This is a genomic window from Paraburkholderia sp. PGU19 (assembly GCF_013426915.1).
Classification (GTDB): domain Bacteria; phylum Pseudomonadota; class Gammaproteobacteria; order Burkholderiales; family Burkholderiaceae; genus Paraburkholderia.
Window position 1 is genome coordinate 1057801 of record NZ_AP023180.1, and the last position, 17437, is coordinate 1075237.

Annotated in this window: 17 protein-coding genes; 5 read left to right on the top strand and 12 right to left on the bottom strand. The window is 61.0% G+C overall.

The window, feature by feature from the left end:
* Positions 1-9: 9 nt before the first annotated feature.
* The 4 genes from H1204_RS22285 to H1204_RS22300 form a co-directional block, all read right to left on the bottom strand.
* On the bottom strand, positions 10-858 hold the full coding sequence (locus tag H1204_RS22285) for a TauD/TfdA family dioxygenase (RefSeq protein ID WP_180732908.1): 849 nt from the start codon (positions 856-858) through the stop codon (positions 10-12).
* Positions 859-868: 10 nt separating this feature from the next.
* Positions 869-1849, bottom strand: a complete 981-nt coding sequence (locus H1204_RS22290; RefSeq protein ID WP_180732909.1) for a quinone oxidoreductase — start codon at positions 1847-1849, stop codon at positions 869-871.
* 76 nt (positions 1850-1925) lie between these two features.
* Entirely contained in the window at positions 1926-3245 is a 1320-nt protein-coding gene (locus H1204_RS22295) for an MFS transporter (protein ID WP_180732911.1), read from the bottom strand.
* A 151-nt stretch (positions 3246-3396) separates the two neighbouring features.
* A complete protein-coding gene (locus H1204_RS22300; RefSeq protein ID WP_180732912.1) occupies positions 3397-4452 on the bottom strand; it encodes a 3-keto-5-aminohexanoate cleavage protein in 1056 nt (351 codons plus the stop codon).
* A gap of 206 nt (positions 4453-4658) precedes the next feature.
* On the opposite strand from H1204_RS22300, the gene H1204_RS22305 reads away from it, so the two are divergent.
* The 3 genes from H1204_RS22305 to phaC all read left to right on the top strand — a co-directional run bounded on the left by H1204_RS22305 (position 4659) and on the right by phaC (position 8165).
* On the top strand, positions 4659-5660 hold the full coding sequence (locus tag H1204_RS22305) for an AraC family transcriptional regulator (protein WP_180732914.1): 1002 nt from the start codon (positions 4659-4661) through the stop codon (positions 5658-5660).
* 276 nt (positions 5661-5936) lie between these two features.
* Positions 5937-6407 (top strand): MaoC family dehydratase, encoded by a 471-nt coding sequence (locus H1204_RS22310; RefSeq protein WP_180732915.1) that lies wholly within the window; start codon positions 5937-5939, stop codon positions 6405-6407.
* 15 nt (positions 6408-6422) lie between these two features.
* The gene (gene phaC, locus H1204_RS22315) at positions 6423-8165 is read left to right on the top strand and encodes a class I poly(R)-hydroxyalkanoic acid synthase (RefSeq protein WP_180732917.1); all 1743 of its coding nucleotides are present in this window, start codon (positions 6423-6425) and stop codon (positions 8163-8165) included.
* 156 nt (positions 8166-8321) lie between these two features.
* Here phaC and H1204_RS22320 read toward each other — a convergent pair whose 3' ends face one another.
* The 6 genes from H1204_RS22320 to H1204_RS22345 all read right to left on the bottom strand — a co-directional run bounded on the left by H1204_RS22320 (position 8322) and on the right by H1204_RS22345 (position 12873).
* A complete protein-coding gene (locus tag H1204_RS22320; RefSeq protein WP_180732919.1) occupies positions 8322-10133 on the bottom strand; it encodes an ABC transporter transmembrane domain-containing protein in 1812 nt (603 codons plus the stop codon).
* Positions 10134-10220: 87 nt separating this feature from the next.
* Complete coding sequence (locus tag H1204_RS22325) at positions 10221-10466, bottom strand: hypothetical protein (protein ID WP_180732920.1); 246 nt, start codon at positions 10464-10466, stop codon at positions 10221-10223.
* Positions 10467-10500: 34 nt separating this feature from the next.
* Complete coding sequence (locus H1204_RS22330; RefSeq protein WP_180732922.1) at positions 10501-10797, bottom strand: 4Fe-4S dicluster domain-containing protein; 297 nt, start codon at positions 10795-10797, stop codon at positions 10501-10503.
* Entirely contained in the window at positions 10794-11108 is a 315-nt protein-coding gene (locus H1204_RS22335; protein ID WP_180732923.1) for a hypothetical protein, read from the bottom strand. The genes H1204_RS22330 and H1204_RS22335 overlap by 4 nt, the downstream gene beginning before the upstream one ends.
* A 16-nt stretch (positions 11109-11124) precedes the next feature.
* A complete protein-coding gene (locus tag H1204_RS22340) occupies positions 11125-11721 on the bottom strand; it encodes a sigma-70 family RNA polymerase sigma factor (RefSeq protein ID WP_180733264.1) in 597 nt (198 codons plus the stop codon).
* Between the two features lie 240 nt (positions 11722-11961).
* Complete coding sequence (locus H1204_RS22345; RefSeq protein WP_180732925.1) at positions 11962-12873, bottom strand: CHAD domain-containing protein; 912 nt, start codon at positions 12871-12873, stop codon at positions 11962-11964.
* A 248-nt stretch (positions 12874-13121) separates the two neighbouring features.
* Between H1204_RS22345 and H1204_RS22350 the strand changes: the two genes are divergently transcribed.
* Positions 13122-13490 carry an NUDIX domain-containing protein gene (locus H1204_RS22350; RefSeq protein ID WP_180732927.1) on the top strand — a complete coding sequence of 123 codons (369 nt, stop codon included), beginning with the start codon at positions 13122-13124 and terminating at the stop codon, positions 13488-13490.
* Positions 13491-14007: 517 nt separating this feature from the next.
* Here H1204_RS22350 and H1204_RS22355 read toward each other — a convergent pair.
* Positions 14008-14202, bottom strand: a complete 195-nt coding sequence (locus tag H1204_RS22355; protein ID WP_180732928.1) for a DUF3562 domain-containing protein — start codon at positions 14200-14202, stop codon at positions 14008-14010.
* Between the two features lie 503 nt (positions 14203-14705).
* Here H1204_RS22355 and H1204_RS22360 point away from each other — a divergent pair.
* Entirely contained in the window at positions 14706-15422 is a 717-nt protein-coding gene (locus tag H1204_RS22360; protein ID WP_180732930.1) for an oxidoreductase, read from the top strand.
* A gap of 73 nt (positions 15423-15495) precedes the next feature.
* Here H1204_RS22360 and H1204_RS22365 read toward each other — a convergent pair whose 3' ends face one another.
* Positions 15496-17205: a thiamine pyrophosphate-dependent enzyme gene (locus H1204_RS22365; protein ID WP_180732932.1), complete on the bottom strand. Its 1710-nt coding sequence runs from the start codon at positions 17203-17205 to the stop codon at positions 15496-15498.
* Positions 17206-17437 lie beyond the last annotated feature (232 nt).

A 17437-nucleotide genomic window follows, 5' to 3' on the forward strand; every position in this document is an offset into this window, starting at 1 on the left:
CCTTTCCCATCAATACGGCTTGTCGCCGATGATCCCGGCGCGCTCCATCTTGCGATGGCACGGCGGGTAGTCCATCACCGCATAGTGTTGCGTGCTGCGGTTGTCCCATATCGCGATGCTGTTCGGCTTCCAGCGCCAGCGCACCTGGTACTCGGGCAGGTAAGCCTGGCTGACCAGATAGCGCAGCAGATCGCCCGCGCCCGGATTTGCGTCCTGTCCGAACCGCACCCGTTCCGGCGTGTGATAGTTGGTGAAATGCGTCGTGAATGCATTCACGAACAACACCTTCTCGCCGGTTTCAGGGTGCGTGCGGACCACCGGGTGCTCCGCGTCCGGGAATTGCGCCTTCAGTGCGAGGCGTTTCTCGATGGGCATCGCGGCGCCGAAACTCGCCTCGATACTGTGGCGGGCACGCAAGTCCGCGATCTGCGTCTTGATATGCTCCGGCAGGTTCTCGTAGGCGAGGACCATGTTCGCCCACATCGTGTCGCCGCCCACGGGCGGACACTCCACGCAGCGCAGCACCGCGCCGAATTGGGGCGCTTCCCGCCAGGTGGCGTCGGCGTGCCACGCGTTTTCGTAGCGGTCGTTGGGCTGGTCCGGATTCTTGTAGATGCGCACAAGGCCCGGATGATCCGGATCACTGCCTGCGACGGGATGATCTTCCAGTTCTCCGAACCGGCGCGCAAACGCCACATGCTCGGTGCGCGTGATCTCCTGGTCGCGCAGGAAGACCACCCGGTGTTTCAGCAGCGCCGCGCGGATCTCCGCGAACAGGCCGTCATCGTGGATCGCATCGGCGAGATGCACGCCCGTCAGTTCGGCGCCGATCGTACACGTCAAAGGTTCGACTCGCATGACTTGTTCCTCAGATGACGAAGACCGACGAGCCGGTCGTCTTGCGCGCTTCCAGGTCGCGGTGCGCTTGTGCCGCATCCTCGAGCGCGTAGCGCTGGTTGAGTTCGATCTTGATCCGGCCGGCGGCGATATGCCCGAAGATTTCGCCTGCCAGTTCGTTCTTTTCGGCGGGGTCGGCGATATAGTCGGCCAGCGCCGGGCGCGTCAGATAGAGCGAGCCCTTCACCGCCAGCATCTGCGGATTGAATGGCGGGATCGGACCCGACGCCGTGCCTACGCAGACCATCAGGCCGCGACGCTTGAGCGAATCGAGTGAAGCCTCGAAGGTATCTTTACCGACGCTGTCGAACACCACGTTCACGCCGACGCCATCCGTCAGTTCGCGCACGCGCTTCGCGACGTTTTCCCGGCCGTAGTAGATGACGTGATCGCAGCCATGCGCGCGGGCAACTTCGCCCTTGGCTTCCGTCGACACCGTGCCGATCACGGTCAGGCCCAGCAGCTTCGCCCATTGCGACACGATCAGCCCGACGCCACCCGCAGCCGCATGCAGCAGGATGACATCGCCCGCCTTGAAGTCGTGGATGCGGCGCATCAGATATGACGCCGTCAGGCCGCGCATGGTCATGCCAGCAGCCGTTTCGCAGGAGATCGCATCGGGCAGCTTGATGAGCGGACCCGCGGGAACCAGGCGTTCGGTGCTATAGGCGCCGAGCGTATTGACGAATCCCGTGTAGGTCACGCGATCGCCCACCGCGACGTTCGTCACATCCGGGCCAATCGATTCGACCACGCCCGCAGCCTCGACGCCCATGCCTGCAGGCAACGGGACCGGGTAGAGGCCGCTGCGGAAATACGTGTCGGCGAAATTCAGGCCCACTGCCTCGTGACGCAGGCGGACCTGCCCTGGGCCGGGATTGCCCACTTCAACGTCCTCGTAGCGCAAAACTTCGGGACCACCCGTTTCATGGAAGCGCACTGCCTTTGCCATGTTGAATCTCCTATCCATTACTCAACTGCGAATTATTGTTGGCGCGCGGCGTAACGCACGCGCTGCCATCGGTCAATCAGTGTGCGGCCTCTTCGCGCAGCGTATTCAGGCGATCGAGATCGCTCGCGTAGTTCCGCTTGCCGATAAAGAACGCGATCGCTGCGATGAGCGGCGCAAACGGCACGAGTTGCAATGCGCCAAGCAGTCCGAGCCGGTCGGCAATCACGCCCGTGAGCACGGCGGCGGGTGCCAGACCCAGCAGGTTGTTCGCGAGCGTCAGGGTCGCAAACGCCGATGCGTGAATCGACGGCGGCGTGAGGTTGGCGACCATCGCACCCGACGGGCCGCTCGCCCCTGCGCAGAAGAACATGCCCACGCCGATCACGATCAGTTGCAACGGACCCGCTGGCATGCGAAAGCCGATCGCGAGCAGCGTGAAGCACACCAGGCAGAAGGCAATCGCGGCGCTCCACTTGCGTTCGCGTCCGTGCTTGCTGAGCCGGTCGGCGAGACTGCCGCACACCACCATGCCAAGGCCCGTCACCAGCACGAACACTGCCGCGCTCGTCGCGGCCTTGCCGATGGGCATGCCGTAATAGCGATTCAGGAAACTCGGCATCCACGCCCACACAGCGGCGGGAACCAGCAGATGGACCCCGCTGCCGACATAGGCGCACACGACGGACTTCGTCGAGAACAGCCCCTTCATCAGCGCGCGCAGGCTCATCCGCACACCGAGCCCTTCCGCCTTGTTCAGGCTTGCCGGCTGCAGCAGCGCGAGACGCTTTTCGGTCACGACGAGCCGGTAGACGATCACCAGCACGATCCCCAGCGCCGCCATCGAGCCGAAAGCAGTGCGCCAGCCCATCTGGGCCGCAACCGCGCCGCCCAGCGCCATGCCCAGCACCGAGCCGAACGCGCCGCCCGCCATGAACGTGCCCGTCAGCGTGGAGCGAAGCCGTGCCGGGAAAATGCTCAGGACCACTGCGATCCCGACACTGCCGTAAGCAGCCTCGCCGATACCGACGAACGCCCGCGCCAGCAGCATCTCGCCATAATTCGTCGAGATCGCGCAGCCCAGCGTCGCGAGACTCCACATCGCCGCCATCAGGACGATGCTCTTCACGCGGCCCCAGCGATCGGCAAGCACCGACAGCGGAAAGGTGAGCACGCCCACCATCAGCGCGACCACGCTGCTCAGCGAACCCAGCCGGGTATCGGACAGGCCCCATGTGGCCTTGAGCAGCGGAAACACGGCATTCAGCACCTGCCGCGACATGTAGTCGGAGAGCAGCAGCCCGACCGTCAGGGCAAATACGATCCAGGCATAGCCGCGCACGTCCGCCTGTGTGGCGGGTACATTGCCCGCCGTGGGTTCGGCATGCTGCATGAGCATGATGTGTCTCCTTCGTCCCGCTCTATAGCGGCCGCTTTGCCCGCAGGGCACAGCGACCGCTTATGGATATCGCAGCTCGCTCCCCGGCGCTCACCGGGGAGTCCCGCCTTTTAAACCGGCGACAACCGACGCCTTGGCTGCACGCCCATCATCACGCCGCGCGCAGCGGCAGGTTCCTGACGCCCGTCTCGCGGTTCGGCGCCATGCCGTTGGCCGCGAGCGTCTCATCGGTCGTCTCGTACTGCACGCCGATGCGGTAGATCTCGCGTGCTTCCTTGCCGGTGGCGATTTCGCGCCCGAGTTCGCGGGCGACGCGCACGCACTGCTCGATCTGCTGCACCGACGTGAAGCGCTTGCCGTGCTGATCGATGATCGTGTCTTCGATACCGCAGCGAGGATGCAGGCCCATCGACATTGCCATCATGTTGAACGGCAATACGTTCTTGAGCAACGACTCAGCAGTCAGCGTGCAGCCATCCGGCGCGCGATGCACGAAATTGAAGAAGTTGAACGGGTTCGGGCCGTCGAAGCCGCCGCCGATGCCGATCCACGTCAGGTTCAACGGACCCTTGTAGACGCCCTTGCGCACGAGGCGCTCGAGCGTTTCGAGCGCGTGGATGCCCGTCAGCTGGAAGTGCGGCTGGATGCCCGAGGCCTGCAAACGGCGCAGATGTTCCTCAACCCACGCCGGACCCGCCGGCACGGTCATTTCACTATAGGCCGCCATGAACGCCGGATTGGACAGCGAGGTGCCTGCCAGGTATTCCGGATACAGCAACTCCATGATGTTCATCTGCGTCGTGTTGATCGCAACCGTCACCTGGTCCGGCTTCGGGTCGAGATCGGCCAGCATGTGGCGCGTATCGTCGGACAGCCACTTCGCGGCCTGTCCGTCGTTTTCCGGGGCAAACGAGATCGAACCGCCAACCTGGATGATCATGTCCGGCACGGCAGCACGCACACCTGCGATCAGTTCGTTGAACTTCGACAGGCGCTTCGAGCCCTTGCCGTCCAGTTCACGCACATGCAGGTGAAGCACGGTGGCGCCGGCGTTGTAGCAATCGACGGCCTTCTGGATCTGCTGGTCCATCGTCACCGGAATATCTTCCGGGAAGTCAGCCGGCATCCATTCCGGACCATACGGGGCGGTGGTGATAACGACCTTGTCCTGGTTCTCCGGGTGGAGCGAATCGTCGAGAAACTGCATCTTGTGTCTCCGGTGTGGGGTGAGGATGTTCCGGTGGCGCGTCGCATCAGCGAAAACACCAGAACCGATATCCGCACAGTACGGGAATCACGCGCTACACTTTTGTGATTGGGCGCCATTGTTTTAGCGCTCCGTGCCACTCCGTGAAAACACCTAGCCTGTTGCAGGCGCGAGCTGGCCGCCTATACCTTCAAGCGGGAGTAGCGATGGAAACGATGCTGCGGTCGGTCGCGATGGGCGGCTATTTCGATGTGACACGGCGGCTCGGACTGAACCCGTTCGAGCTCGTGCAGCAGTTCGGGATCGATGGGGCAGCGCTCGCCAATCCCGACGATCGCGTGCCGGCCGCCGCGTGCTGCCGGCTTCTCGAACTGACAGCGAACATAGCGTCTTGCCCGACCTTCGCCCTGCAAATGGCGGAAACCCGCCAGAAGTTCGGGACGGGCGTGGTCAATATCCTGCTCGCCCACAAACGCACATTGCGCGAGGTGCTGCTCGCCGCCGCCGAATACCGGCATCTGCTCAACGAAGCGCTGGCGGTCTACGTCGAGAACGCGGGCGACACGGTCACCATCCGGGAGGAACTCGTCGTTGAACCGGGTATCCCGACAAAGCAGGCGATCGAGCTGGCCGTTGGCGTTCTCGCACGCCATGCCAGCGCTCTGCTCGGCGACCACTGGAAGCCGCGCGCTGTCCATTTTGTCCACGCCGCGCCCGCTGACCTCACGTTTCATCGACGGTTTTTCGGCTGTTCTCTGCAGTTCGGAAGCGACTTCAACGGGTTCGTCTGTGCAGCGGCCGATCTCGACTACCCGAATCCTGCCGCTGATCCAGAACTGGTGCGATACGCCGAAAGCCTCGCCACACCGCTGAACGCGGAGAGTGCCGACTCCGCTGCGCTCGAAGTGCGCAAGGCGATTTACCTGTTGCTACCGCTCGAGCAAGCCACGGTCGAGCTGGTTTCGCGGCAGCTGGGTCTGAGCGTACGCACCATGCAGCGCCAGCTCGAATCGGCGGACACCAGCTTCTCGAAGCTGGTCGAGGAAGTGCGGCGCGAACTGGCCGTGCGCTATATGAGCAATCCACGCTATCCGGTCGGCCGGGTTGCGGTGTTGCTGGGTTACTCGCAACAGGGATCGTTCACGAAGTGGTTCGCTTCGCAATTTCGCATGACGCCGCGTGACTGGCGAAACAGCCGATTGAAATGACGATACGGCTGACCTCGTAGTCACGCACGTCGCTTTCCACCCGCCGCATTGATCTCGACGCACTGGCGCATGCCAGCGCGCGACGATCCCGCTTTGCCGCGATGGCGGGCATGGCCTGCTTTGTCACTGCAACGGCAGGTTTGGACAGCGGCGTCGACAGCACCTGACAGTACGATACAAGCACGACAGACCGCTCGGACTCACCGGCCGATGCAGCTCCATGACGTGCGAGACACGATGAAAATGGGGAATGCACGCCGGCAACTGGAAAAACGCATGAACGAACTGAACGGTTACGACTATGAAGACCTGCAACCTGGCATGAGCGCCAGCTTTGCCAAGACCATCACGGAAGCCGACATTCTGTTGTTCGCGGGCGCGTCGGGCGACATGAACGCGGTTCACATTAACGAGCAATTTGCGCAGACGACGCCCTTCAAGGGGCGCATCGCGCACGGCATGCTCACCGCGAGCATCATCTCCGCGACCATTGCCGGCCGGCTGCCGGGTCCCGGCACCGTCTATCTTGGGCAGAATCTCCGGTTCAAGGCCCCCGTACGGCCAGGCGACACAGTGCACGCAGAGGTGACCATCAAGGAACTGATCCCGGAAAAACGCCGGGTGGTGATGTCGACGGTCTGCACGGTCGGCGGCAAGGTCGTGATCGACGGCGACGCGCTCGTCATGCCGACTTCGCGCGGCGATCTGGGCAAGACACCCACGGGTCTTCCAGTGAATCAAAGGTAATGGTTGGGACTTGATATGAAGATGTTATTTAGCATGCCGGATGAGTTCGCGGCAGGCTGGCTCGATGCCAGCTTCAGTTTCTGGCGAGGACTGCCGCTAACCGACGGTCCCGACATGACCGTCATGGACGCCGACGGCAACGAGATCCACCCCGTCGCATCCGGCGCGCGAAACATCATGATGCGTGCCAGCACCCGATACTGGCAACAGCAAGCAGAGCTTTGGAACAGCGCATTGACTCGCGTGCTCGGCACACAGCCGGGCGCGAAGCCGGTCGTGGAGCCGACGCGCGGCGACCGGCGCTTTCATGCCGAAGAATGGTCCGGAAATGGCTGGTTTGGCCTTCTGAAGGAAAACTATCTGATCAACGCCCAGATGCTCGAAGACATGACCGAGGCGAGCGCGTTGAACGAGAAGGAGAAACACAAGCTCCGGTTTTTCACGCGGCAGTTCATCGACCTGGCGAGCCCTTCGAATTTTGCCGCGACCAATCCCGAAGTGATCCGGCGTGCGTTCGAAACCAGCGGCAGCAGTCTGCTGGCGGGCCTCACGCATCTGCTGGAGGACATGAAGCAAGGCACCATTTCGATCACCGATCAGAGCGCGTTCGAAGTGGGCCGCAGCGTCGCGGTGTCCGAAGGGTCGGTGGTGTTCGAGAACGATCTGTTCCAGCTGATCCAGTACGCACCGCTCACGCCAACGGTCGCTCAGCGCCCGCTGGTGATCGTCCCGCCGTGCATCAACAAGTTCTACATTCTGGACCTGCAGCCTCAGAACTCCTTTGTGCGCTTTGCCAATGAACAGGGTCTCACCGTGTTCATGGTGTCCTGGCGCAATGCAGATGCACAGACGGCCAATACCCGCTGGGACGATTACCTCGAACAGGGTGTGATGAAGGCCATCGACGTGGCGCGCGCCATCAGTCGCGCCGATAAGATCAATGCGTTGGGCTGGTGCGTCGGCGGCACGATGCTGTCGTCCGCACTCGCGGTGATGCGTGCCAATGGCGACGAGTCGGTATCCAGTGCGACCTTGCTGACAGCGTTGCTCGACTTCAGCGAACCGGGCGACCTTGGCGTATTCATCGACGAAGCGGGTGTCTCGATGCGCGAGCAGACGATCGGGCGCGGCGGGCTGTATCCCGGACGTGAACTCGGCTTCACCTTTCAGACGTTACGCGCGAACGATCTGATCTGGCCGTACGTCGTGAACAACTACCTGAAAGGCAAGACGCCGGCCGCATTCGATCTGCTGTACTGGAACGCGGACACGACGAATCTTCCCGGGCCGATGTATAGCTGGTATCTGCGCAACATGTATCTGGAGAACAATCTCCGCGTGCCCGGCAAGCTCACGATGTGCGGCACGGCCGTCGATCTCAAGCGCATCGACATGCCCAGCTATCTGCTTGCAACGCAGGAGGATCACATCGTTCCATGGCAGTCCGCGTGGCGCTCGACACAATTGTTGGGCGGCAAGGTCGAATTCGTGCTGGGTGCTAGCGGGCATATTGCTGGCGTCATCAATCCCGCTTCGAAGAACAAGCGCAGCTATTGGACGAGCGACGAGTCTGCCAGCAACGCCGGGGCATGGCTGGCGTCCGCCGAAGAACAGCCGGGTAGCTGGTGGAATCATTGGATCGTTTGGCTTAAGCAGCATGCGGGCGAGCAGGTGAAAGCGCGCAAGGTGCTGGGCAACGCGAAACACAAGCCGATCGAACCGGCGCCTGGCAGATATGTGAAGGTGCGGGCGGACTAGTGTCGTCGCACGCCGCCTGCCGGGACGATTGCATGAAGTAGACGGGAGCGCCCCTATCGCACGCGTCCCGCGATGCTGCTGTACTAGCGGCGATCAGGATGGAGAACGGTTCGCGGCCGAGTGCGGCTGGCAGTCGTGCAGGTTCGGCTGCCCTGCTCACTCAGAGTCAACGTGAGCGCGCAAGATGTCACGCTCTACACTCTTCCCGTGCAGTTCGCCGAACTGCAGTGCCGCAAGCTGCGCATAAAGCGGCGAACTCTGCAGAAGCTCTGTATGACGACCTTGCGCGACAATGCGGCCCTGGTCCAGAACGACGATGCGATCCGCTTGCTGCACAGTCGCAAGTCGATGCGCGATGACTAGCGTCGTGCGGTTCAGCGCGGCGTTGTCCAGCGCCGTTTGCACGAGCCGTTCGCTCGCGGCATCGAGCGCGCTGGTCGCTTCGTCGAGCAGCAGGATGGGCGGGTTCTTGAGAATGGCGCGCGCAATGGCAAGGCGCTGACGCTGACCGCCGGACAGCCGCACGCCGCGCTCCCCCAGGAACGTGTCATAACCTTGCGGCAGTTCCTCGATAAAGCCGGCGGCAGCCGCCATCTCGGCGGCACGCTGTACTTGAGCGAGCGTTGCGTCGGGCATCCCGTAGCGGATGTTGTCGAGCACGCTGCCCGAAAAGATCACCGATTCCTGCAACACGACGCCAATCGCCTTGCGCAATGAAGCAAGCGAAACCTGGTTCGTCGACACACCGTTGATCAGTACGTCGCCGGACTGCGGCTCGTAAAAGCGCAAGAGCAGTTGAAACAACGTTGTCTTGCCCGCGCCAGACGGCCCGACCAGCGCGACGTGCTCACCCGGACGCACATCGAGCGAGAAACCGGAGAGCGCGGCGATGCCGGGACGCGACGGATAAGAGAAGTTGACGTCGTGAAAACGGATACCGTCTCCATGCGCGGGCAGCGGCACGGTCGTGGCGCCCTCCTCCACTGGCGAGCGCGCGGCCAGCAGTTGCAATAGCCGTTCCGTTGCGCCTGCAGCCCGCTGCAGATCGCCCCACACTTCGGCGACGGCGCCCACCGCACCCGCCGTGAAAACCGCATACAGGATGAACTGCGACAGCTGACCCGCTGTCATCTGTCCGGCGAGTACGGCCTGTGCGCCCAGCCAGAGCACGAACACGACGGCGGCGAACACGAACACGATCACCACCGCCGTCAGCGACGCGCGAGCGCGAATGCGTGTGAGCGCTGTGTCGAAGGCGAGTTCCACAGCACTGCCGAAGCGCTTCGCCTCGTAGGTCTCCTGCGTGTACGACTGCACGGTCGGCATCGCATTGAGCACTTCGCCCGCCAGCGCGCTGGCGTTCGCGATCTTGTCCTGACTCGCGCGCGAAAGCCGCCGCACGCGCCGCCCGAAGATCACGATGGGCGCCACCACTACGACCAGCGTCACGATGATGTAGCCGGACAGCACCGGGCTCGTCGCGATCAGCATCCCAATGCCGCCGACGGCCAGCAGCACATTGCGCAATCCAAGCGACAGGCTCGTGCCGACCACGGTCTGGATCAGCGTGGTGTCGGTGGTGAGCCGCGACAGCACCTCGCCCGTCTGCGTGGTCTCGAAGAACTGCGGGCTCATCCGCATCACGTGGTCGTAGACGGCGCGCCGCAAATCGGCTGTGACCCGTTCGCCAAGCCACGACACCCAATAGAAACGCAGCGCCGTCGCGGCGGCGAGGATCAGCGAGACGACGAAAAGCGCGATGAAATAGCGATCGATATGCGTGCGGTCGCCGCTCGCGAAGCCACGGTCGATCAGGTACTTGAACGCCACAGGCAGCGCCAGCGTCGCGCCCGCCGACGTCAGGAGCGCCAGGAACGCGAGCGCCCAGCGCCGCGCATACGGGCGCAGGAACGGCAGCAAGGAAAAAAGCGGAGCGACGCGTAGCGTGCGCGCGGCGGTATCGGGCATGGAGATGTCTGAGTGGATGGGCGACAGAGAGATTATGTCAGCCCGTGGAGGGGGACGTTCGCGGCGCGGTTTCTTATTTGCCGGTCGCTAGAACAGATTGTCTTCTTCCCTCGTCAGCGCGTCGCCGTGGTGTTTTCGTTCGAGGCGCGTCGTGGCTTCCAGCAGATGCACGCCGGCGGGCGTCAGCATCGGACGACGCCATCCGCCAACGCGCGGCTCGATGGAGATCAGCCGGTAATCCAGCAAGGTATCGAGTTCGACACGCGTCGTGTCGATCTGATCGGGTGCGCTGCCCACGAGCATCAGCGTGGCCAATTCATGTGGACTGAGCATGGTCATTGTCCCAACCTCGATGTGAAACGGCTGTTCAGCGCATCCTGACGAGCGTGATGGCGTGCTCGGGACACGCCGACACACAATGCCCGCACGCGCGGCACGCGTCCGCACGCGGCGCGTAGGCGACCTTCATGCCATGCACGCGCAGCTTGAGCCGTTGCAATGGGCGCAGCGCCTGATAGTCGGCCGCATCGATGCGGCGGATGTCGAACACGTTTTCAGGGCAAACAACCGCGCAATCCGCCTTGCCTTCGCAACGGGCGAAATCGACCTTTGGGACGATCACGCCGGGCGGCTGTTTGCAGGCCGAAGTGGCATTGTCTGTCATGTGCCCGCTCCCTCGTTCTGGCGCGAAGCCGACGTCGGGTCGTTGCGCAGCCGCTCGCGCTCCTGCTGCGTCATCTGTTGCCAGTGATGCCATTGCCGGGCTTTGTAGCAACCGCCATGTCCCCGGAATCCGCCGAAAAGAATCCGGCAGAGCACGAGCAGACCGATCGCGTGCGGATAGTCGATCGCATGCGCATCGATGACGAGGGTCGGGATGATCCAGTTCCATAGCCTCATGACGATCCAGCCCAGCAGCGCAATGCTCAGCACGAGCAACAGCGCCTTGGCAATAATTTTGCGGCGGAACTTCATTCCATTCTCCTTGGGTTCATATCTCGAAGTCGTCGTAGGACGATCGCAGGCGCTCGCGCAGATGCAGGACCGCGTAACGCTTGCGCGCCAGCAGCGTGTTGATGCCGACGCCCGTCGCGGCCGCCAACTCCTTGAAGCTGCGCCCGTCCAGTTCGTGAGCGATGAACACCTCGCGCTGGTTCGCGGGCAACTCGTCGAGCGCGGCGCGCAGTGTGGCGAGCAGCGCCGCGCGTGCGTAAGCGGCCTCGGGTCCGGCATCGGCGGAGGGCAGCGTCAGGTCCAGGCGGAATTCGCCATCGGCTTCGTCGGCATCGGCGCGATTAGCGCTATTGGCGGCATCGGACAGTGGCACTTCCTTCTTCTTGCGGAAGCGGTCGATGATCCTGTTTCTCGCGACCCGAAACAGCCACGCGCCGACCTGCTCAACGGGGTCCGGCAGCCGCCAGGCCTCGACGAGCTCTTCGAAAACGTCCTGAAGGATGTCCTCGGCTTCGTCCTGATCGATGACGCGACGGCGGATGAAATTGCGCAGCCTCGGACGCTCGCGGGCGACCGCATCGGCGATTTCGCGGTCCTGCTGGGTCATCGTGCTCGGGGCGTTTGGCGGTTCCATACCCGTGATGACGAACCGCGGAGAAAAATATTGTGACGCGAGTGACCGACTGATAAAACGGAAGGTGAATACAAAAAGCAGCTTTCGCTTTAATGTAATTTTTTCAAAAGCTGAGGTCGGAATGAGCGTGACCTGATTTGCACCAAGTGCCTCCCGTGACCCGCTGTGCGCGCCCGGTTGCCGACGCACTCGAAAGCCTCTATGGCGTCCGAATACCCGGCGTTTGAGATCGCCTCAAACTCAACTAGCGATGGCGCGAACCCGGCGTGATGCCGCACGCATCCGTCGACATTTCTGCTTTTCCAACCATTGCAACGACTCCTGCACGACCTCGGGCGGGACTTCGTTGAATGACGCGCTGCGAATCAGGGTCTCACTTGCGGCAATGTCGTTGAACTGTCCCAGCTTGTTTTGCACGGACGTCAATTCTTTGATCGTGCGATCGTGCCCGCCTTTGATAAAGGGTTGAAAAAACTCGAGCAGGTACCTCAACTTCTTGCCCGCCTTTCGAACATCGTGAAGATTTTCCTCGTGGGCGATCTCGCTGCGTGCTGCGCGCCTGCTTCGCTTTCGAAGCGCGCGCTGAGCAAGACGAACCCGCGCCTCGGCGAACGCTCGAACAGGAAGATCGTTGCAACGCGTCTGCAGCGTCATTTGCGCGCGAAGCAAGACATCGTTCAAGAACATCTCGACATCGTCGCTTTTGATCATCGTCTGGCTATGCGCGACCGCCTGGGCGCGCTTCTCGCGCGCTGCGGCCACCAGCAGCGCGATCGATGCGCGTGACGCCTGAGCGGATTTCAGGAGATCGCCTGCGATGTCCCAATCACGCGTTCCGCCTGCCAACGCAGCAAGACGCTTGAATTCTTCGGTGGCTTGTGCGGTCGCTTCCTCTCCGAGATAAGGGGAATACGCCCAGTACAAGGCGCGAAGCTTTCTGAAAGCGACGCGAAGCTGATGGAACCCCTCGGCATCGCTCTGTGTGGACAGATCTCTCGCCCTTTGCACAGCCTCCGCTACCACGGGCGTCGCCAGTGATGCGAAGGTACTGGCGATGGTGCTCGCGCTTGAGAGCGATGAACCGGGCGGCCGCCGGTCGAATTTGAAGCGATTGTTTAGCCGCGGCAAGGGCCAGTCACCATCCATATCCATTTCAGCCTCGAGTCGGACAAAAATACATTTGCCCGGGACCTTACCATACTCATCTCCGAGCGCCCGCGCTCTTCGTGACGTTTTAATGACATGCCTCTAAAGTGTGGCGCGTACGCCGCCCGCGCTTCGCGAAATCGCCGTGCTTCCGCTGTTTTGCATTAGGATGCCGGGTTACGTCATGCACTGCCCGATACACTCGCGCATCGGGCAATGCATGAAAATTCCTGGAACATACGTGGGAGTTCGTTTTGAAGAAACGCGCCACCGTGGTCTGCCGCAGAGGCAAGCGAATCCTCCTGGTCGCACGTAGTGAATCAAAGTGGGCTTTGCCGGGCGGCATCCTCAAGCGTGGAGAACATCGCACGGACGCCGCGCTTCGAGAACTCAAGGAAGAAACGCGGCTTACAGGGAAGTCAGCCAAGCATCTCTTCGACTTCCGTGGCAAGCAGAAACACCATCACGTGTTCTCCTGCGAAATCCCGAATCGCGCCAAAGCTCGCCCGAGTAACGAAATATCCAGGTGTCGCTGGGTTCACCTCGACGACATCCCTCGCCTCATGACGAGCCGGCCGACGACCGATATCGTGAAACTCATGAGTCAACAGCGCAGGAAGTAACCTCGTTTTCGAGGTGGACTGCACGCCGCCAACGGCGTGCAGACGCCGCCAACGGCGTGCAGACGCCGCGTCTCGTCCACGGGTCGTTCGGCCACGGCAGCCAGGCTGGGCATGCGGCGCTGTGCAAACTGGCCGGAAGACCCCATGAGCCACGCCCGTGCGACCAGGTCTAGCGCAACCCGATCACCAGAAAGAAACCGGCGCGTGTTAAGCAAGCTACCTGGCTTTGATTTCTAACCATGTCGCAGCCAGTTCCGGACTCGTAACTCCATATTCCGAAAACTTGATTTCACTCCCGTAATAGACAATCACACTGCCACTCATCGCGCGATATCGCCTAAGGCAATTGACGCCATTTCCCGCGAAATTTCATAATCAATTTCAGGCAGACGAGATTCCCATATAGTTCGTAAAGACCGAACTTATCGAATCGACAGATTCGAGTCAAAGCGAATGCAGCCCCGGCAAGTCGAATTAATATGCAATTACTTAATGGATTAGCCTCTCCGGCACCAGCTCAGTTGAAATTGTGTTCACTTCGCAAGCTCTGCCGCACACGTCTCTCAGCGAACAGAGCCACATAGTCCAAAATTCGTGCTTCCTTGCTGTACTCGGCCCATGCCTGCTGGTACAGCCTTGATACCATCTCCATCGGAGCGAGGGTGTCAGCCGCAATGGCCTTGACGATGTTCTCAACGGCAGCCTGGTTCATATCGGACTCCTGGCGTTGAATGTGACAGAGACGACTTGCGCGGGACATCCATTAGACGGGGACGCATTTTGGATCGCCAATTAATTTAGCCTATCCACTGCAACGGCTTGGTTGACCAGGATTCGTCTGGCTACAGCCTGCCGATTTCCATACAATAAGATTAATTTAACAAGCTTTAACGCAGCGATCCGAAAATGGATTGGCATTCGCTCACATATGTACCGTATTGTGCAGGCCAACAAATTGATCGATAGCGATACCTCGCAGCGCATTGATGAGATTCAATCATTGGCGATCGTGCATGAATCAGTGTGAAAGCAACCGCATAAACAGAAAGTACGTTCTGAAAATACCAGCCTTGCACTAATCGCTCAAAGCCTTTAACCGCGCGGGTTTCGACGCCCGATTATCACTGCGGATTCACTGCCACCCGCCTCCCCTTTCCACCCCGACACGGTATCGGCTAGAGTTCCCTCTGTGATGCAGGTCCTATTGGAGAAGACATGCGCGACAACCTGATTCCCGTCATCGTTAGCCGGAAATGGCAAATTGCCAAGGGGTACCATGCCGTTGAACTTCGAACGACGTCAAAATCGGCGCTTCCGCCGTTTAACGATGGGTCGTGTGTCACACTCAGCCTGAATAGCGGTGGTGACAAGGAAAGAACTTATCCCTTGCTCGGTGTTTCGTCCCTGTCAGATGGTTACGTGGTTGGCACGAGACAAGATGGTGATGGCAGAACGGATAGTCTGCTATCCCAGTTTCCATTGAATGAACGAGACGAAGTGTTTGTCGGCTCTCCCCAAAGCCCGCCGACAATTTTGGACCATCGTGCGCGATCTATTCTGTTTGCTGGCGGAATCGGCGCAGCATCGATCGCGGGAATCGCGAAGCGGCTTGCCTCGGCGGGGCAAAGGTTCGAGGTGCACAACTTCGCGCGATCGGCCGATCGCGCGGTGCTTCGAGAAGAATTCGACGCGCTTCGAAGTCACGGTAAGGTCTATCACCATTTCGGCCTTTCCGATGATCTATTCGCGCAGAAGAGTTCCCACGCAATGAGTCCAACGCATGCCAACACACAGATTTACTGCAGCGGCCCCCCTGCTTTCATGGATCTCATTGAACGCCAGGCCCGCGAATGGGTGTATGCAGCGAACGTTCATAAAATTGCCCTTGGCGACCAAACGGCATGCTCAGCCGCCATTGCCCCTTCTGCCTGAGGCCCGTGATCTGCTAAACGTGCAGTGCGGCTACGCAAGTTGCTTGTGGCCGCCGCACTCAACCCGGTAATCCCTATAAGTTCTCGCGGATCATCGCGAACACGTCGGCGGACTGTCCCTGCAGCATGGCTTTCGCTGAATACAGGACCATTCCGTACGCAGAACCCCACTCGATCTTCGGCGGCATGACGAGTGTCATGGTATCGACTTTGACGTTCAGAAGCGCGGGGCCGGGCTGGTTCAACCAGGTCACGACGGCTTCTTCGAGTTCATCGGCTTTCGCCACCGTGCGCCCCCACAATCCGATCGCCTCGGCAACCTTGCCGAAGTCCGGATTCTGCAGGCCCGTATAGAGCGGAAGCATGCCTTCGGACTTCTGCTCGATGTCGATGAATCCAAGCTTGCCGTTGTCGAACACGACCACCTTGACGGGCAGCTTCTCCTGCACGACCGTCATGAGCTCGCCGAACAGCATGGCGAGACCTCCATCGCCGGACATGGAAATCACCTGGCGTCCGGGTTGGCACTTCTGCAGCCCCATTGACATCGGCAGGGCTGCCGCCATCGTGCCGTGCAGCAAGCTCGAAAACACCCGGCGTTGTCCATTCGTGTCGATATGCCGGTAAAGCCAGACGGTGGGCGTCCCGTCGTCGGCGCAGAAAAGCGCATCGCTCGCTGCATACCGGTTGATCAACTCGGTCAGATAGATGGGCGGAATCGTTCCACGATTCGACGGCACAGCCTTCGACAAATGTGTTTCCACTGCGCGGGCATGCCGCTCGACGAGCTTGTCGCGAAACTCGGTCGACGTGCGCGGTTTGAGACGCGGCAACAAGGCTGCCATCGTCGACTTGATGTCGCCGACCAGCCCTAGCGTAACAGGATGCCGGCGGCCAAGATGATCGGGTGCGATGTCGATCTGAACGATCTTTGCCTTATCCGGGTAGAACTGCCGCCACGCGAAGTCGGCGCCGAGCATCAACAAAGTCTCACACTCGGACACCGCCAGATAGCCCGCTTCGCCGCCGATAATGCCCGTCATGCCGACGTTGTACGGGTTGTCATGTTCGAGCGCGTCTTTGGCGCGGGACGTGTGCGCAATGGGCGCCTTGAGCTGCTCGGCCACCGCCAGGATTTCGGCGTGGGCGCCGCGGCATCCCGAACCGCCATAAATCGCGATCTTCTCGCCCGCATTGAGGATTTCAGCGACACGGTCGAGGTCGGCGTCACTTGGCCGGACCATGGGCACGTTCGTGTGGACCCGATACGGGACTTCATCGCTCGCACTGGCATGGGCGATATCGACGGGAACGATCAGGACGGCGACACCACCCTTCGCGATCGCAGTCTGACAGGCAATCACTGTTTTGCGTCGCGCCTGTTCGGGCGTGATGATCATGTCGCAGAACACGCTGCACGATCCGTAGATCGCCTTGAAATCGACTTCCTGCGGAAAATTGAAGCCGAGTTCCTCACTCGCCACCTGGGTTGCGATCAGGATAACGGGAGCACGATTGCGATTGGCGTCCACCAGTCCGTTGATGAAGTGAAGGCTGCCAGGGCCGCAGCTTCCCGCAACGGCCGTGAGGTTACCCGTCAACATGGCTTCGCCTTCGGCGGCGAACGCCCCCGCCTCCTCGTGGCGCACATGGACCCACTCGATTTCGCTCTCGTTAATGTGGTGGGCGATGAGATTCAACGTGTCGCCCACGATCCCGTAGCAATGCTTTACGCCTGCCTCTTCCAGAACTTCGACAATGATTTCCGCAACTTCCTTGCTCATGTATGTCTCCGAAATGCAAAGTGACAGGGAGAGAAAACACGCTAGAGGGACGACTACGCGCAGCTTTGGTCGTCACGCGCCGAGGGGACGCGACCCGCACCGTGCCTGCGTTCGGCATTATCAAACCGGTGCGCCGGAGCATCGAACGCTCAGCGAGTTGAGGTTTGCTTGAAAGATCTAACGTGCGTCGATCATAGTGAGCAGCAGGAAGGACCGCTATTACATAAAGCTG

Bases quoted from the DNA above. Each gene is read 5' to 3' on its own strand.
- H1204_RS22365 (WP_180732932.1), bottom strand. From the start codon at position 17,205: ATGAGCAAGGAAGTTGCGGAAATCATTGTCGAAGTTCTGGAAGAGGCA.
- H1204_RS22355 (WP_180732928.1), bottom strand. From the start codon at position 14,202: ATGAACCAGGCTGCCGTTGAGAACATCGTCAAGGCCATTGCGGCTGAC.
- H1204_RS22330 (WP_180732922.1), bottom strand. From the start codon at position 10,797: ATGACAGACAATGCCACTTCGGCCTGCAAACAGCCGCCCGGCGTGATC.
- H1204_RS22285 (WP_180732908.1), bottom strand. From the start codon at position 858: ATGCGAGTCGAACCTTTGACGTGTACGATCGGCGCCGAACTGACGGGC.
- H1204_RS22305 (WP_180732914.1), top strand. From the start codon at position 4,659: ATGGAAACGATGCTGCGGTCGGTCGCGATGGGCGGCTATTTCGATGTG.
- H1204_RS22290 (WP_180732909.1), bottom strand. From the start codon at position 1,849: ATGGCAAAGGCAGTGCGCTTCCATGAAACGGGTGGTCCCGAAGTTTTG.
- H1204_RS22335 (WP_180732923.1), bottom strand. From the start codon at position 11,108: ATGAAGTTCCGCCGCAAAATTATTGCCAAGGCGCTGTTGCTCGTGCTG.
- H1204_RS22295 (WP_180732911.1), bottom strand. From the start codon at position 3,245: ATGCTCATGCAGCATGCCGAACCCACGGCGGGCAATGTACCCGCCACA.
- H1204_RS22320 (WP_180732919.1), bottom strand. From the start codon at position 10,133: ATGCCCGATACCGCCGCGCGCACGCTACGCGTCGCTCCGCTTTTTTCC.
- H1204_RS22360 (WP_180732930.1), top strand. From the start codon at position 14,706: ATGCGCGACAACCTGATTCCCGTCATCGTTAGCCGGAAATGGCAAATT.
- H1204_RS22300 (WP_180732912.1), bottom strand. From the start codon at position 4,452: ATGCAGTTTCTCGACGATTCGCTCCACCCGGAGAACCAGGACAAGGTC.
- phaC (WP_180732917.1), top strand. From the start codon at position 6,423: ATGAAGATGTTATTTAGCATGCCGGATGAGTTCGCGGCAGGCTGGCTC.
- H1204_RS22340 (WP_180733264.1), bottom strand. From the start codon at position 11,721: ATGGAACCGCCAAACGCCCCGAGCACGATGACCCAGCAGGACCGCGAA.
- H1204_RS22325 (WP_180732920.1), bottom strand. From the start codon at position 10,466: ATGCTCAGTCCACATGAATTGGCCACGCTGATGCTCGTGGGCAGCGCA.
- H1204_RS22345 (WP_180732925.1), bottom strand. From the start codon at position 12,873: ATGGATATGGATGGTGACTGGCCCTTGCCGCGGCTAAACAATCGCTTC.
- H1204_RS22310 (WP_180732915.1), top strand. From the start codon at position 5,937: ATGAACGAACTGAACGGTTACGACTATGAAGACCTGCAACCTGGCATG.